The following is a 15,807-nucleotide window of genomic DNA, read 5'->3' on the forward strand; positions in this document are numbered from 1 at the left end:
TGAGAACTATACATGCGAACAGATACTTGATACATTGCGCTCAATGATGATGCATCGTCCAGGCGAAAAGATGGGATACACCCCGTCCTATACACGCACCGACATCACAGATCAATTACACCAGACCGCTGGCTTTCGCACGGATTATGAGATCACAACAGACATGGGAATGCGAAAAATCATACGTCAATCCAAAGGCAAAAAATAGTTATATATAGCTACACTTTTATGCATTTTAAAATGGCGAGAGATGCCTTAAAATAAGGCTTCTCTCGCCATTAGACTGTCAAAGATGGGATTATACAAATTCAGCAGAGCATTGTCAACAAGTGTTTTTTATTCTCTGCAAAACTCCTTTATAGCAGTCTCATACAGATTATTCCCCTCTGAATCTATAACTACTATGGCAGGAAAGTTTTCGACACGTAGTTTGCGTATTGCTTCTGTGCCAAGATCATCATATGCTACAACCTCTGATTCAACAATTGCTTTAGATAGAAGCGCACCCGCGCCACCGATAGCAGCAAGATATATTGCTTTGTTACGCACAATAGCATCCAGTACTTCCTTGCTGCGTTTTCCTTTTCCTATCATGCCGCTTAATCCCATATCAAGAAGCTCCGGGGCATACTTGTCCATACGGCTGGCTGTTGTGGGACCCGCTGATCCTATCGGTCTGCCTTCTCTGGCCGGTGAAGGTCCCATGTAATATATTACGTTTCCTTCTATATTCATAGGAAGAGCCTCTCCTCTATCCAGAGTTTCCTTCATTCTCTTGTGCGCAGCATCTCTCGCTGTATATATATCGCCGCTAATATATACCATATCTCCACTGCGGAGTTTAGAAATTGTGTTCTTATCAAATGGTGCAGTTATCTTATATTCCATATAACAGCCCTTTCAGAAATATAATTTGAATGAGTTTCTTCTATATATAGTGGTTTTTATTTAAAAAAGTATTTTTATACCACAACACTTCGATGTCTGTTGACATGGCAGCATATATTTACTGCCACAGGAAGTCCTGCGATGTGAGTCGGATATGTATTGATATTCACAGCAAGAGCAGTAACTGTTCCACCAAGTCCGCCGGGACCAATTCCGGTCTTGTTTATCCTGTCCAATATCTCTTTTTCCATATCTGCCACATAAGGAATCTCTGAATGTTCGCCTGTTTTTCTGGTTAATGCTTCCTTTGCCATGATCGCACACTTTTCAAAGGTGCCACCTACTCCTACGCCTACCACCATGGGCGGGCACGCATTAGGGCCCGCATCCTTTACAGCCTGAACAACAGCATCCTTGACACCTTCTTCGCCATCAGCGGGTTTTAGCATGAAAACCCTACTCATATTTTCACTTCCAAATCCCTTTGGCGCTATAGTTATTTCTACTTTATCTCCGGGCACAATATTATAATGAATAACCGCAGGGGTATTATCTCCCGTATTCTCTCTGATAAGAGGATCCTTTACCACTGATTTTCTAAGGTATCCCTCAGTATATCCCTGTCTGACTCCTTCGTTTATGGCATCAGTAAGATCCCCGCCCTCGAAGTGAACGTCCTGGCCGATATTTATAAAAAACACTGCCATTCCCGTATCCTGGCAAATGGGTATATTATCCTTTTCTGCGATTCTCAGATTCTCTTCAAGCTGAGAAAAAATCTTCTTTCCAAGGTCAGATTCCTCAGCCTGTCCTGCCTTGCAGATAGCCTCCTTCATGTCTGGAGACAGCGTATAATTGGCATCTATACAAAGCTCTTTTACAGCTTTGGTTATTTCTGATACATCTATAGTTCTCAATTCTTCCTCCGAATAGAACTTCTTAATATGAATAAGAAATTTGTCATCAAAACTTTATTGTTTCACAAAGCGCTTTTAATTCTTCTGCTGAAGGAGATGTGGGATTCCATAAAATATGCTGTCCATCATCCTTGTATCTGGGAATAACATGAAGATGAAAATGAGGTACTGTCTGGCCGGCTGCCTCTTTATTATTCTGTACGATATTTATTCCGTCAGCTCCCAGCTTTTCCATAAAATGTGCAGCCAGCTTTTTTGCAAGCTTCATTGCGTCTGCTGCTGTTTCTTCGGGAAGCTCAAAAATATCCGTATAATGATCCTTGGGCAAGATAAGACAATGCCCCTTTGTCGCAGGGCCATTATCCAGTATTACATTGAACTTATCATCCTCATAAATTGAATTTGTGGGAAACTCCCCGTTTGCAAGCTTACAAAAAATGCAATTTGAATCTTTCATAGTCATTTCTCCCTTATGATTAATTATTTAAACTCAAACAGCTGATCCATTGTTCGCAGCAGTTTGAAATCCCCTTTCATCTTCAGATTGCCTTCCATGAATGCTCTCTGGAAAGTTATTCTTCCTGATATAATCTGCTCAAAAACCGATGTATTCATTGACACATGTACATTACAGCCCGGTGCTTCTCCCGGTTTACATTCCATATCCTGATTATCTATTTTGATACAAATATCTTTGTCTTTTATCTGATCAAGAAGTGTAATCTGGTAAGCTGCGTGAATCCCAGGCATAGGCTTAAAATGACTTTTTAAGCTGCTGATAAAGTCTTCTGCGTGCTCCGCAGCATGGTCCTTATCCATTTTATCCCTGAAAATGCTGCTAAGTTCCTGAATGTCTTCCTTCTGTTTCTGGACATATTCTTCATTCGAAACATATCTTGAGAGCTGCTCAGTTTCCTGGGGAGTGAGATCCGTTATCTTAGTAATAGAGACTCTGTTCTTAACAGCCTGATTACTCGTTGGCAGCGTCTCCATCTTCTGATTCATATTCCTATATATATTTTCAGCCTTTTTCTCAATATAATTCTGGTAACTCTCAGTTCGCTCAAATGCAGAAGTATCGGCAATATATCCGCAGATACCATCAAGGGGAACTCCTCCGAGTATCTCCCAAGCCGACGCAAGTTCCATCATTCCCTCACGTTCACCATGAGTAGTTGACATCACAATGGGAGCCATAGGAAGGCCCGCAATTTTGTCCTTATCACCATACAGCCAGCATGCATCCAAAAACTGATGCATATATCCACCTACTCCAAACCATTCAACAGTTGAAGCAAGTATTATTCCATCTGCATTTTTAAGAGTTCCGGGAAGAGCAGTGATACCGTTTTTCTGCTCAAAAAGATTAAACTGTTCCACCTGAACATTAAGTTCCTTGAATACCCCGGTCATTCTGGACAGGACCAGGAGAGTGGGATCATCTATGATTCCTCTGCCACCATAATAAATATTGATTTTCATACCATTATCTCCATGTAAGCTGAATCAAACTAACCTATATTGTACCATAAATCAGCGCTTTGAGACACCTGACCTCACCATCATCGATAAGCATAGACACACTTGCCAAAAGAGACTTCATCATCCTCAAAAAGCTCAACTTTTTCATTCGGCATAAGTCTTCTGCCGTTAACAAAAGTACCATTTGTTGAGTTTAAATCCTGTATCCACAGAGAATTTGTCCTGCAATCCTCTCTGAACAGTCTTGCATGCATGCGGGAAACCGATTTGTCCTTTATTACCGCATCTGCACAGGATGATAGCTTTCCGACAACCATTGGAAGTTTTTGAAGTCCTATATTATCAAGACCGTTTCCCTCCTCTGCGTAGAGTTTGTGAAGCTTTTCCTCAAAATCAAAGGAAAGCAAGACTGTTTCCTCATTTTCTTCATCCTCGTCGGTCTGCGCCAAAACATTATGCTCATACGCTCTTTTTCTAATATAACCTGCTTTATTATCTGCACTGTATAGAGGCATTTCTACCAGATCCGAGGATGGAGCTTCTATGTTTTTATCCATATCAGTTGTACTCTCAGGCACTGGTGCTTTTACTTTGTTACCAAATACTTTTGCATTTTTTCTAAGCTGCAAAATAAAACAGGAAAGAGACATCATGACACTAATCATGAAAACGGCGATATCCAGTATGTTTTCCTCATACGTCAGAATATAAGCATATCTGAGGTACCACAAGGCTCCCGCTATAATAGCAAACAACATTGCCATCAGGAAATTCACTCCCAGCGGTAACATTATTTTTATCTTTTTCTCAGTTACTGATTTATCTTTTGCTTCCGCCTCATCTTCATCATCCTCGAAGTCCTCCTCATCATTCATTTCAAAGCTCTCTTTTTTCTCATTCGCGTTTATTCTTGTCTCATAGATATCCTTAGACGTGCGTATTGTGGACATTTCTTCCATAAAGGCTTCCTCCGGTTCTGCTCGAACCGCTCTTTCCAGTACGCTAAAATCAATTCCGCTGGCATCACAAATTGTATCCAGAAGTTCGAAAATCAGCTGTGAGCATCGTCCGTCCTCAAGATCAGCATATTCCATAAGTCCTTCAAAAAACGCATGATCTATGGTTTTTTCATGTACCGGATCATATATGAAATAGAATCTGCCTGTTGAAAAATCCTCAAAGACTGCCTCCGGAAGAAGTATAATATGGCTTGGATCAAGAAGATAATCTCCCAGGTTCTTTGCGGTTATAACCATATCCGACAAAAACCGCTTAAGCTTTTCATAAGACATCTTTTTGCGATCATATCTGTTTTTTATGCTCTGCCTCGAATCAATTTCATAATATAAGTAGTAGCATTCATCAGTATTCCTCAGACTAAAAGGCAATAGGCCATCTATTTTGTTGTTTTCAAGCATCTTGTATTGGAAAATATTATCTTCATTAACTTCTGCCTCCAATATAAGATAATTGTGTTTTGCATCCTTATAATATTGAATATCCATTACGGTTTTCCTTTCTTTTTGCTTTTCTCTGCCGTTTGAGTGATAATGTCCTTCGCTCTCTTCATTTTCCGCATGGTTTTTGCAGGTGTTATGATCTTTACTCTTGCAGCAGCTTCGGATTTCCATATGTCGGGTATTTTTGAAAAGTAACCAAACAGGGCTCTGTGATTTGTGGTTATACTTCCGTCAATTCTTATGTCTTTACCTGAGACTGACGATTTTATTTCCGGTTTGCTGCTTCCAAAGTATCTGCTTCCGGTCTTTTCATCCGAATGGTCTGTCACATAATCACACGGCGATGAATAACCCTGTTTTTCATAGAGCAGATACGCTCTGAAGCCCAAAATATACACGTCCTGTGATAGAACACATCGCCCATAGACCATAAATGCCATGTAAATGATCAAAACAATTCCAAAAATAGCTGCAGGAATTACAAGAGCTGCCTCTACTGTCATGTATGCCGGTAGTTCCAGCTTCTTATCTGAAGGCAAAGCTCATCACCCCCACTCCCACTGTTAGAAATGGCATAAAGGCCATCACACTTTTGCCGGATACTTTTTTCATAATAAGAAGAATTACTCCGATGACGGCCGAAAATGTAAATGATATAAGTACAATAAGCATGGTATCCATTATTCCAAACAATGGCCCAAGCGCCAATACCGTTAACCCATCTCCTAGCCCAATCCCCTGCCTGGTGAAATAGCTTACTGTCAATAAAACGATTCCGGGAATAAGCGAGTATAAGAAATCCGCCGGCTGTGTAATTCCCTTTGACCACAAATAGATAAAACATAGTCCGGAAAGTGTCATTTGTACGGTCGGAATTGATAATGGAATCTTTTTCTCCCTTATGTCCATGATTGTTGCGATCAGCAAAATTATCAATGCAAAAACCTTAAAGAAAAGGCTTACTATTACCGTATTTTCAATAATTTCATAAAAATCCATATTATCTCCTTATCATCCGGCACATTCTTTGCAAGGACTTTTCCCTATTGCCTCCGAAAGTCGCACCGTTCTTATTGTTCTTTTAATACCACTGCAGTTTCTGTTTGAGTGGTATCTGTTTCCATAATTGGTTATATACACCGAACTCCCTGCCTTTTTTCCACAGTATTCGCAAGGGTAATACTTTGCTCTGTCCGCATTTCTCTTTCCGCTGACTTCTGATTTTGAAATCTGTTTCACACTAAGCTTCAAATGCGAACAATCAAGGCTTTTGTGATAAACCGTTCCATGATCCGTTATATAAACAAGTTCATCCGTCTCATCATTCTTTTCATGACTTTCCCCCGGACTGTATCCGGTAAACGCATGTCCGTAAAACCTTCCCTCCACCGAAAAATCGGTAAACGCTGCTATTTTGAAAAGCGGATGCGCCTTATAGGTCGCAACAATATCAATTATGTCTCCGTTGGAATAAAAGGTTGTTTCGCCAAGCTTAAGACCGGAGGCTCCACCGTTTATAGGACTGTGGTCCAGATATTCTTCCCCGAGATAGTTTTTTACCATCTTACCTGCAACTGCCGCATTTAATGCTCCTGTCGCAGCTCCCAATGCAGAATCACCATCCTCTGATTTTGCAAAAGATCGTGTGGTGGCTTCGGTTATCATAAGTTGTCTGCCTGTTTGGTGGAGGGCTGCTTCCAAATCGCACTGGAATTTTAAAATGTCAAAGACGCTAAGCAGATTGACAAAGAAAAAGAGAAACAGGGGTAATACCAATGATGCTTCGATTGTGACAGAAGCAGCCAGCGACGGCCTTTTTCTATTTGCCCGAAGAAGCAAATCCTTTGTATTAAATTTTATTTTTGAGTTCTTCGAACGATTTTCATTTATTTTTTCCATATTTTATTTTTTCCATAATTTATTTTTTTATTTTCCTTATAAATGAAAAAGGCCATCGCCGGCCACTCCTGTTTCTCAGTCAAACATTTCGTAGCCGTATATACGCTCTATTTCTATCTTTTTGCTATAAGCCCCCAAAATCTCGAAATCGACGCTTATTATGTCTACACATCTATCCAGTGAAAAAGCCTCATTGCCACTGAGTTTTCTTATATTTATCTCAATGATATCCATAAGTCTCATGGTCTTTTTTTGTTTCTTTTCCAATATTAAAAGCATTTTCAGGTAATCTTCATAACTTAGTCCCGATCCTCCGCCATTTTTTAGGTGATCCCTAAACTCCAGCATATGTTCGAGGGAAAGATTCCAGCTATCCGCAGTCTTGATTAGTGGTACTTTGCCGCCACTTAAGAGAATTCGAAGATCTGATATTGTTTCTGCGAATGTCCAGGCAAATATTATTGCCATCTTTATCGCCTCTTGAAGTTCGGGAAGCGTAAGAAGTACTGAAGCCGTTAGTGCCAGTGCATCAGCTTCCGCAAGTTTTGCAGGATCGTTCATTATATACACGTAATTTGCAGCTTCTTTTATAAGGAACAGCCTCTCAACAACCTTCTCAAGATTAGCGTAATCGCTGTCCTTGCCCGCCAATATGTATTCCAGTTCATATTTCAGGTGAGAATCCTCCTTTTCAAGTCCGTAACATCCGCACTTTTCATGGAGATATCTCTCAAAAAGCATATCCGGTCCTGCTCCCATTGCCACAGTTTCGTCAAGGCCGGTTCCTTTCAGTAGTTTTCTGTGTGAGGCTAAGGTAGATGAATCAATAGCAGCTGTAGAAATTGCATTAATGTTAGGTGCTGCCAGCGAGAGAATTCCTACACTTTTTTGAGCCGTGACTCCTGCTGCCGGATTATCAACGTAATAGGTCTCATTTTCTCCGTTTCCGTCCAGATCAAGCTCCCTCGGGGTATTTATATCATTTGCATTACTCTGTGCCTCATTTTCCACATTCATTTCCTCGAACCCGGAATTTTTCAGCTGATCCGCATTATTCTGTATACTTTTTATCGCTGCCTCAACAGGTTCAGAACCCATGTAGGAGAGAATCTGTCTTTTTAACACAGCTCCGCCACCGTCCGTTGCAACCGAGTATCCGGTAATGTCAGCTGACGAAAGCCTGGCGGGCATCATTGTGCTTCTCCCGGTTACTAATCCCACCGGAGATAATTCAAAATTTTTAGAAAAATACTTCTCAATGTGATCCCTTGTATGAATTACAGAACCGTTTGTCCCTCCATAGGTTGTATCAATCAGAAGAAGTCCGTATTTTTCAAACAGCTCTCTGTTGTACTCTCCGAGAGCTGAGTTCATAGCAATATCTACCACCAGTTCAGATTTCATTCTCACTGCTCCGGTCCTTGCACCCTGCAAGAGTGCAAGAATAAGAGCAAGGATTATTGTCAGTGACAACGAAAGATAAACCGTTATATAGGCATCAGCCTGTAACCTTTGCCGCATCCGAATTGATTGTTTTAAAGATCTCGGTAACAAGTCCGTCTATCTCCTTTTTGAAAATAATTACAAGCCCGATGAGAACAACGATAATCAGTATTACTTCCACAGTTCCCATCCCCGCTTCATCCAAAAGCAGTTCCTTAAGCTTGTCTTTTGCGCCGGAAACCACATATCTTAGTTTTGCCTCCAGCATGTCTTTCTTGTTTAAAATCAGTTCTTTCATTTTTCCTCCTTCATTTAATGAACTATATTTCAGTAACACCTTGTGGTGATTACCTTCGCTAAAATGACAGATATGCCGGTATCATAATTACCACCATAACTATCAGAAGCATGAGAATCATCGGAACAAGAAGTTTTGTTCCCGCCTCCTCTCCAAGCTTTCTTGCATAGGACATTCTCTCAATTGTTGCCTTATCTGACTCTTCTCTAAGAAGAGCCATCATCTCAGAATTTCCTTTCTTTAAATTTTGTGACAAAAGCGTCACAAGTCTTGCATATTGCTGCGAGCCGCATCTTACGCCGAGTCTCTCATATACATTTAATTCAGGAACTCCGCTCTCAAGCTCGTTGCAGCTTTTTAGTATTTCCTCATATAAAAAACTTCGTTTTCCGCCTTCTTTAATATGGGCTTTATACTCGTTAGCAAACTTTTTCAATATTGCTCTTACAGACATGCCGCTTCCCATATACAGCACCAGTCTTGATACAAAAGCCGGATATTCCAGAATCATTTGCCTTCTTCTGTACTCCACTTTCTTTGTAAGATCTCTGTCTCCGGCTATAAAAATCGTAGCCGCTGCTATAAATGAAAGCACAAGGATCATTATGCTGTTTTCGTCGGTAGCCTCTTGCCAGAAAAGGTTTATTCCTTCGACATTTGCAGGAAGCATGAATCTGTCTTTTGTCCGAGTCTCTTCCTCGATTTTTGTTATGTTTCCTTCTATCTCCTGCTTAATGATTTCTTCATCGGTAAAGTCCCTTGGAACAACCGTGATCTCAAAGTCGTTTTCCCATTCATAGTCTCGATAAGTGATATTGGCAGTCAGTACAACCCTGGATGTCTCAAAGAAAATGTCTTCATTCATAACCTTTCCGTCAGAGTGAATCACATCGATATTGTCGGATTTCCATGAAATCTCAAACGGATATCCTTTGAGCTGAGAAGGTAGCTTCAGGTCGCTTTTCACATGTCTTAAATCTTTATTTTCCAAGAGTATTTCTTGGGACAACGCCTTTAGCATTTCTTTATACAGTTCTTCCGATTCTTTTTCTGAATACTCTTTTTCTGCGATAGAGACGTTAAAATCTCCGAGTTTATCTCCATCCTCATCCATGGCCACCAGCTGCGTTTTTTTATCACCCTTCCCATAGTCGCTTCTTAATACCTCTCCCTCGCTATTAAGAGAAGTATTTCTCCTTGAGGAAAAGCAGGACAATAGCGATAGAAGCGATCCGAGAAATACTATTATCAGAACGACACTTATTTTCTTTATGTAGTAATCACTCAGTCTTTTTTGTACATCTGCCTCTGAATCAAGCTTTTGCAGATTTTCTCTCACCCGGCGCCTTCCATGGGATTTAAGAAAAAGCCGGTTTCTTTCGACAAATCTCCTGAATATATAAGAGGCCGTCTTTAAAAAGATTTTTTCTATTCCCCCCTGTTTTCCGCCTTCGGTATCCGGTATTTTTTCATCGAAGGATAATATCAGTAATAGTCCTATAAAAACCGGAATTACCATATATATCACCATTAGTATTCTCATTAGTTTCTCCTGTCAGATCTCAATATCCACAATTTTCTGGGTCAGCAAATACGCAGCAATATATATGACAAGACAAACTGTCATAATGACTATTCCGAGCGGATTGCCATATAAAGCATCAAAAAAACCCGGATTGGTCAGCCCCACATAGGTCATTATTCCAAAAGGAACAACCTCCATTATCTGAGCCTCCATTCTTTTTGCGGCAATAAGGATATCAATTTCATTTTCTACATCCATTCGTTTTCCTATCAGATCTATGCATCTTTCTATGGTTTCAGTCATATTTCCGCCGCTTCTTTTGGCAACCGCAAACACAGCCGCAAATTCTTCAATGTCCTTATTATTACTGCGTCTCCCCAGTTCTCTAAGCATGACTTCTATGGTTACGCTGTTTTTTATTCCCTGTTCTATGCGCTGCAGTTCTCTGAAGATAGGTGCACTTTTCCCGTACAGAATTCTCATATCGTGTATTGCTTCCTTAAAAGAATTCTCTATGGAATATCCTGCCTTTTGAGCAGCCAAAACCGCCATCATGGCATCCTTAAACTGAATTCCGAGATCATGGTTTTCCTTTTTTATCTTTTGCTCTTTTTGAATAACAAACCATGGGATAGATAAAGGAAATATCAGAATTGATGCGATAAAACTGCCATAAAATAGTTTTCCTATCATTAGAAGAACCAGAATATTTCTACCTATAAGCGGTATATCAAAGGCTGTCACTTTTAAGTCCAAGACCCGCCGCTTCCAGCTTTGATACATTTTCAAGTTCATTTTCACACCTCCATTCTCCTAATATCTTTCCTGTTTCATCCGTACCTGTTTCATAAAACTTGTACAATGTTCTTATTTCTATCTCCCCGGTCATTGGCACGGTCCTTCCTGTTAGCTCACAAACTTCAAGAACTTTCCTAGATTTATCGCGAAGTCTTCCCAGCTGCACAATGATGTCTATCCCCGATGCTATCTGCCCTCTTACAGCCGCAAGAGGAAGATCCATTCCCATAAGAAACATTGTCTCCAGACGTGAGAGCATGTCCCTTGCTGTATTTGCATGCCCCGTTGACATAGATATGTGTCCGGTATTCATCGCCTGAAGCATGTCAACACACTCATCTCCGCGGACCTCTCCTACCACTATTCTGTCAGGACGCATTCGGAGAGAGGATTTTATAAGGTCTCTGATAGTAATTGGCTTACACCCTTCTACATTTGAGTTTCTGGTCTCCATCCGGACTATGTTCGGGACATGATTTATCTGTAATTCAGCATTGTCCTCAATCGTTATCACTCTCTCGTCTTCAGGTATGCTGTCCGAAAGTGCATTTAAAAATGTTGTTTTACCGGATCCTGTCCCACCCGAAATAAAGATGTTATAGCCGGCCTTAACCAGAGTTTGCAGATATTCTGCAAGCTCTTTTTTAATTGAACCTATACTTATCAACTTATTAATTGTTATGGGATTGTCCGGGAACCTTCTGATTGTAAGGATTGGACCGTTAAGCGCCACAGGCGAAAGAACAACATTGACACGTGAACCGTTTTCAAGTCTGGCATCAACTATCGGCGATGCCTCATTTACTACTCTGTTGCATTTACTGACTATCTGTTGTATTACATCTTCAAGTTTTTGAAGAGATTCAAATTTCATTTCATGTCTGTATAATCTCCCGTTTTTCTCAATAAAAATATGATCGACACCGTTAACCATAATCTCGGTTATCCCAGGGTCATCTACCAGTAGCTGCAGAACATCAAGTTTTCTGATTGAATAAAAAAGTTCTTTTCGCAGCTGTATTTTTTCATCAAGCGAAAGCTGCTCTTTTCTGCATCCGTATATTATTCCTTTATCTATTCTCTCAAGCATTTCTTCGTCATCAACATCTCGTGAAAAATCCATTCCTTCAAGTATCTGATCTCGAATCATTGTTTTAAGAGCCTCACGTTCCAAGGTTCTCACCTCCGATTCTGCTTATTCTATGTAAATTTCTCATGTCAAATTCCTCATCGGAGTGCAGCTCATTTAAAAATAATTCAATTCTCATATGTGCATTATAATCATCATTTGACAACATATAGACCTCATCACAAAGGCGAAGCATCTCAAACAGTTCTCTTACGCCCTCCGCGATATCCACTACGAGGCTGGTATATTTTCCTGTATCCTCTATCTGCTCAAAGAGCTTTTCATACTCTCTTCCGGTTATAAGTCGGCTCTGACATGCACTGGAAGAAGCCGGAACAAAATCAAGTTCTTTATCATGTCTTACTATTCTCTCCAGATAAATACCAAACTTATCGCCACCACACTCAGCAAAGTACATAAGATCCAGCAAAGTCTCGGAATATGTGTCACTCCTTATGATTTTATTAGTACAAAAGCTGTCTGTATTAATGTATAAAGCCTTTTCTTTTTCGCATAACCGCCTTGCAAAACCAATAGCCTCGCTGGTCTGATCAGTATTAGGTACCGGTGTATAAAAGCCTATTATTTTCATCTTCTTTCCGGTATCACCCTTTTTACTCTTTACAACTATTCCGGGGATGTCCAGACACATGCTGAGGATACTATCTGTGATATGCTCACTCTTTTGGTATTTATCCATGTATCTTATATCCACATCTTTTAGTCCATAGGACTTATCGCATTCCGCAAGATCCCGTTCGTTTTCCTTTAATACGATTATGTGTTGAAAACCGCTTACACTTTCTATATTGAACAGAGCCTCCGATATTAGGAGTAAAACATTCTTTGTCTCATCCCTAAAGCCTGATAAATGCTTTATATCCGTTATCTCGAAGATATCAAATGGGATGCTGAGATTATCTCTTATAAAGCTGTCCAGTTTTTTACAATAATTCTTGTCCTTATCACATATTATTAAAATATTCTTATTCATAATTATTCATTTCCTCTTCATTAAGTGCATATAAGACCACCACCGCCTGTCACAAGAAAGACACTGATCATAATAGGGACGGCAAAGTGAATGGTGCAGTTATGATCCTTTTGGATAAAAATCTTCAGCACTCCGATCACAGCAGCTATGATAAATGCAATTATTATCGAACTCACAGTTTCTCCCGTGGTAAGAAACATTGAAAGAACCGCAAAAAGTTTCAGATCTCCCCCTCCTATGCCATGAACTATATATACCGGAAGAAGAAACATAAGAGTCAGTAGCGCTTTTGCTATGGGTATAAATATAAGTTCCTGCATACCGCTGCCTGTTAAACAAAAAGCAAATTTTGCCAAACATCCCAGAAGGAGCCAGCTGTTAAATATTTTATTTTTCAATATATCTGTAATTGCCGATCCGGAGACCAGGCAATACAAAATCGGAATTGTCATAATTTCGTTTCAATCCTTTCTGAAAGAGTAATAAACATGCCGGTGTAAATGCGATTGCATTAAGAATGTACGTATAATTGATTTTGGAGAAAGCGATGAACGCCCGCACCGGCATATTTATGTTTATAAAATTCTGGACAGCGTTAAATTCCTATCCATTCCGTCGCTGTCGGTGACGATATTATCACCGAAAAATCAGCGGCGCAATACCGCTTCCGGCCTGAATTTTTCCTTCGATTTTTTTCTTAAGAAAGTTTTAATTTCGCTCGTGTGACATATAAAAAGCCGAACTGACATCCCTTATTTTTGTCAGTTCGGCTTTTTGATTAATATATAGTAGAAAAAAATCGCCAAAATTGAATTATTAAATTTTCTTTAATTTCTCAGGCCATATATCCCCGTGATGCCAGATCTCCGCTTATACTCTCTTGTAAACGCCCTTTTCCGTATGTAAGTCCCGCATAGACTTTTGGTACATTTGTCATTAGTGAGTCTTCTCTGTCCTCTTTTTCCAGCGAAAGATATGCTTCATGAAGTTGTTCAAAGGTTCCTGTTACATGGGAAAGCCCGTCTTTACTCAGCTTTCCTATAGATCTGATAATCTGTTTCTTCTCAAACAGGTACAGAGCAAGAAGATTATTTCCCAGTTCATAGTTCACATTCAGTGAATGAATCAATTCATCAATGCAGTTCATGGCTCTGCGGAGCCCTTCAATAAAGCCTGTTTTATCATCATATTCCAGACATTCTTCCGCTTCGCTGATATAGTCGAGTACCATTTCATACAGAATTGTTATCATCTGGGTTTTATTGGCTAACGTTATTCTTCTTGTATATGCATGTTTCTTTTCTTTTGTCATAGATATTCCCTCAAAAATACACCATAAAATTACTGGAGAAGCTGCAAAACCTGTTGAGGTCTTTCATTAGCCTGTGCAAGCATGCTGGTTCCCGCCTGAGAAAGCACCTGCTGTGTGGAATATACGGTCATTTCCTCTGCCATATCCACATCCATTATTCTGGAATAAGCTGCTGTCATATTCTCGCTGGTTACATTGATATTGCTGATTGTATGATCCAGTCTGTTCTGATACGCACCCAGCCTGCTTCGAATATCAGAAACCTTCTGAATGGCATTGCCAATATCCTCAATTAACTGATCCGCACCAGTATGTGGAGCATTTCTTCCTCTTTCATCTCCGGCTTTCATGATGTCCTCTATCTTTGTTTCGTAATCATTTTGGGCTCTTGTTCGAAGGTCATCATAATTGGCCTGTGTAATTGCAATATCCAGATCTCTTTGTGCCTCAATCGCCGCCTGATTTGCAGGATTTGCTGCTATATCAGCTGCTGCCTTATCCTGAATCTTCTGAATCTGTTCAGCCTCAGCATCGTAATAATCCTTGATTGCATCCTGCGTTTTTCTGTATTCCTCAGATATCTTTCGTGCATCATCTCTATTTATGAAATAATATGATGAGCCATCTTCTATACCTTTGGTTTCATCTATAGCTTGTTTCGTACTGTCATAATATGTCATATCGATGATTCTTTGTTTTTCAGAATATGACATATAATCATCAGCATCTAAAAAGTCTGCAGCATCTATAAGATCATCTTTAAAGGTCCTGCTAACATCTGCATATGCAATTCCCAAATTGCTCAGGGTTATCTTTGGAATTCTGATGTCAAGCGTCTGACCTTCGTTAGCACCAATCTGCATAGTCATGGCACCCTTTCTTGTGAGTTCCATGTCAATGCGTTCTCCCTCCAGTTTCTTATTTGCTTTTATTTCAATCTCTCTGCCATCCCTGGTGGCAATCTTAATAAGATCGCCATCTACAGTAACGTTGGCTTCCGACATATAGGTTATTTCTTTATCTCTGCCCTGGGAAAGGGTAATCCTTGTAACATCAATCTTAACCGATTCTGCTTTGTACCCGTCTTCATCAAGAAGTGTTACCTTACCCGTCTTTTCATCATAGTCGCAGTAAAGCCCTTCGATATAATAGTTTCCGCCGTCAATCAAATCACTATAACTGTTTATTGTTATGTCAGGATCGGTATCATCGTCAACAGTAGTATAGCCTCTGAAATCAAAGGTGCCATCAAGAAGAGTCTGCCCGTTAAACTGGGTAACCTCTGATATTCTTGTTATTTCATCCTTCAACTGTACGATTTCATCCTGGATAATATCTAGATCTGTCTGACTGTTAGTTCCGTTTGCTGCCTGAACGGCAAGCACACTCATTCTTTGAAGAATGTCGTGAACTTCATGAAGAGTACCGTCAGCGGTCTGAATCACGGATACGCCGTCTCCTGAATTGCCGCCTGCTACACCAAGGCTCTTAATCTGTGCATTCATGCGCCTTGATATTGCAAGGCCGGACGGATTGTCCTTGGCGTTTGCAATTTTTAATCCACTTGAAAGTCTCTCAATGGATTCCGCCAGCTTGTTATCATTTGCAACAAGGGCATTGTTCGCAATCATTGCTGAAATATTGTAGTTAACCTGCATGATG

17 protein-coding genes and 1 pseudogene are annotated in these 15,807 nt (G+C 40.1%); 1 reads left to right on the top strand and 17 read right to left on the bottom strand.

Translation table 11 applies throughout. The annotated features are described in order from the left end of the window. Window positions 1-208, top strand: a pseudogene (locus BLR42_RS23310) (transposase); the annotation flags it as partial. Window positions 209-336: 128 nt separating this feature from the next. Here BLR42_RS23310 and BLR42_RS13595 read toward each other — a convergent pair. From BLR42_RS13595 to BLR42_RS13675, 17 genes are all read right to left on the bottom strand, one after another. Continuing rightward, the gene (locus BLR42_RS13595; protein WP_091870187.1) at window positions 337-888 is read right to left on the bottom strand and encodes a Fe-S-containing hydro-lyase; all 552 of its coding nucleotides are present in this window, start codon (window positions 886-888) and stop codon (window positions 337-339) included. 74 nt (window positions 889-962) lie between these two features. Next, complete coding sequence (locus BLR42_RS13600; protein ID WP_091822041.1) at window positions 963-1,805, bottom strand: fumarate hydratase; 843 nt, start codon at window positions 1,803-1,805, stop codon at window positions 963-965. Window positions 1,806-1,851: 46 nt separating this feature from the next. Further along, the gene (locus tag BLR42_RS13605; protein WP_026498370.1) at window positions 1,852-2,262 is read right to left on the bottom strand and encodes an HIT family protein; all 411 of its coding nucleotides are present in this window, start codon (window positions 2,260-2,262) and stop codon (window positions 1,852-1,854) included. A 23-nt stretch (window positions 2,263-2,285) separates the two neighbouring features. Then, the gene (locus BLR42_RS13610; protein ID WP_026498371.1) at window positions 2,286-3,287 is read right to left on the bottom strand and encodes an SCP2 sterol-binding domain-containing protein; all 1,002 of its coding nucleotides are present in this window, start codon (window positions 3,285-3,287) and stop codon (window positions 2,286-2,288) included. Window positions 3,288-3,367: 80 nt separating this feature from the next. Further along, complete coding sequence (locus BLR42_RS13615) at window positions 3,368-4,792, bottom strand: DUF6382 domain-containing protein (RefSeq protein WP_170832777.1); 1,425 nt, start codon at window positions 4,790-4,792, stop codon at window positions 3,368-3,370. Beyond that, window positions 4,792-5,286 (bottom strand): TadE family protein, encoded by a 495-nt coding sequence (locus BLR42_RS22815; RefSeq protein WP_170832778.1) that lies wholly within the window; start codon window positions 5,284-5,286, stop codon window positions 4,792-4,794. Before BLR42_RS22815 ends, BLR42_RS13615 begins: the two co-directional genes overlap by 1 nt. Next, complete coding sequence (locus BLR42_RS13620; RefSeq protein WP_091870195.1) at window positions 5,273-5,746, bottom strand: prepilin peptidase; 474 nt, start codon at window positions 5,744-5,746, stop codon at window positions 5,273-5,275. Before BLR42_RS13620 ends, BLR42_RS22815 begins: the two co-directional genes overlap by 14 nt. Before the next feature lie 12 nt (window positions 5,747-5,758). After that, the gene (locus BLR42_RS13625) at window positions 5,759-6,646 is read right to left on the bottom strand and encodes a hypothetical protein (RefSeq protein WP_139165165.1); all 888 of its coding nucleotides are present in this window, start codon (window positions 6,644-6,646) and stop codon (window positions 5,759-5,761) included. Between the two features lie 75 nt (window positions 6,647-6,721). Next, window positions 6,722-8,167: a DUF5702 domain-containing protein gene (locus BLR42_RS13635; RefSeq protein ID WP_139165166.1), complete on the bottom strand. Its 1,446-nt coding sequence runs from the start codon at window positions 8,165-8,167 to the stop codon at window positions 6,722-6,724. After that, window positions 8,145-8,387 carry a Flp1 family type IVb pilin gene (locus BLR42_RS24230; RefSeq protein WP_022763018.1) on the bottom strand — a complete coding sequence of 81 codons (243 nt, stop codon included), beginning with the start codon at window positions 8,385-8,387 and terminating at the stop codon, window positions 8,145-8,147. Before BLR42_RS24230 ends, BLR42_RS13635 begins: the two co-directional genes overlap by 23 nt. Window positions 8,388-8,445: 58 nt before the next feature. Further along, window positions 8,446-9,930: an immunoglobulin-like domain-containing protein gene (locus tag BLR42_RS13645; RefSeq protein WP_091870205.1), complete on the bottom strand. Its 1,485-nt coding sequence runs from the start codon at window positions 9,928-9,930 to the stop codon at window positions 8,446-8,448. Between the two features lie 12 nt (window positions 9,931-9,942). Next, window positions 9,943-10,668, bottom strand: a complete 726-nt coding sequence (locus BLR42_RS13650) for a type II secretion system F family protein (protein ID WP_022763016.1) — start codon at window positions 10,666-10,668, stop codon at window positions 9,943-9,945. Next, complete coding sequence (locus BLR42_RS13655; protein ID WP_091870280.1) at window positions 10,643-11,860, bottom strand: CpaF family protein; 1,218 nt, start codon at window positions 11,858-11,860, stop codon at window positions 10,643-10,645. The genes BLR42_RS13650 and BLR42_RS13655 overlap by 26 nt, the downstream gene beginning before the upstream one ends. A gap of 13 nt (window positions 11,861-11,873) precedes the next feature. Next, the gene (locus BLR42_RS13660) at window positions 11,874-12,833 is read right to left on the bottom strand and encodes a P-loop NTPase family protein (protein WP_091870208.1); all 960 of its coding nucleotides are present in this window, start codon (window positions 12,831-12,833) and stop codon (window positions 11,874-11,876) included. Between the two features lie 20 nt (window positions 12,834-12,853). Then, a complete protein-coding gene (locus BLR42_RS13665) occupies window positions 12,854-13,285 on the bottom strand; it encodes a prepilin peptidase (RefSeq protein ID WP_091870211.1) in 432 nt (143 codons plus the stop codon). A 383-nt stretch (window positions 13,286-13,668) separates the two neighbouring features. Next, window positions 13,669-14,145, bottom strand: coding sequence for a flagellar export chaperone FliS (locus tag BLR42_RS13670; RefSeq protein WP_091870213.1), 477 nt, complete (start codon window positions 14,143-14,145; stop codon window positions 13,669-13,671). A 29-nt stretch (window positions 14,146-14,174) separates the two neighbouring features. Next, window positions 14,175-15,803, bottom strand: a complete 1,629-nt coding sequence (locus tag BLR42_RS13675; protein WP_091870216.1) for a flagellin N-terminal helical domain-containing protein — start codon at window positions 15,801-15,803, stop codon at window positions 14,175-14,177. Window positions 15,804-15,807 lie beyond the last annotated feature (4 nt).

Origin of the sequence: Butyrivibrio sp. INlla16 (assembly GCF_900104155.1) — a bacterium.
Lineage (GTDB): Bacteria > Bacillota > Clostridia > Lachnospirales > Lachnospiraceae > Butyrivibrio.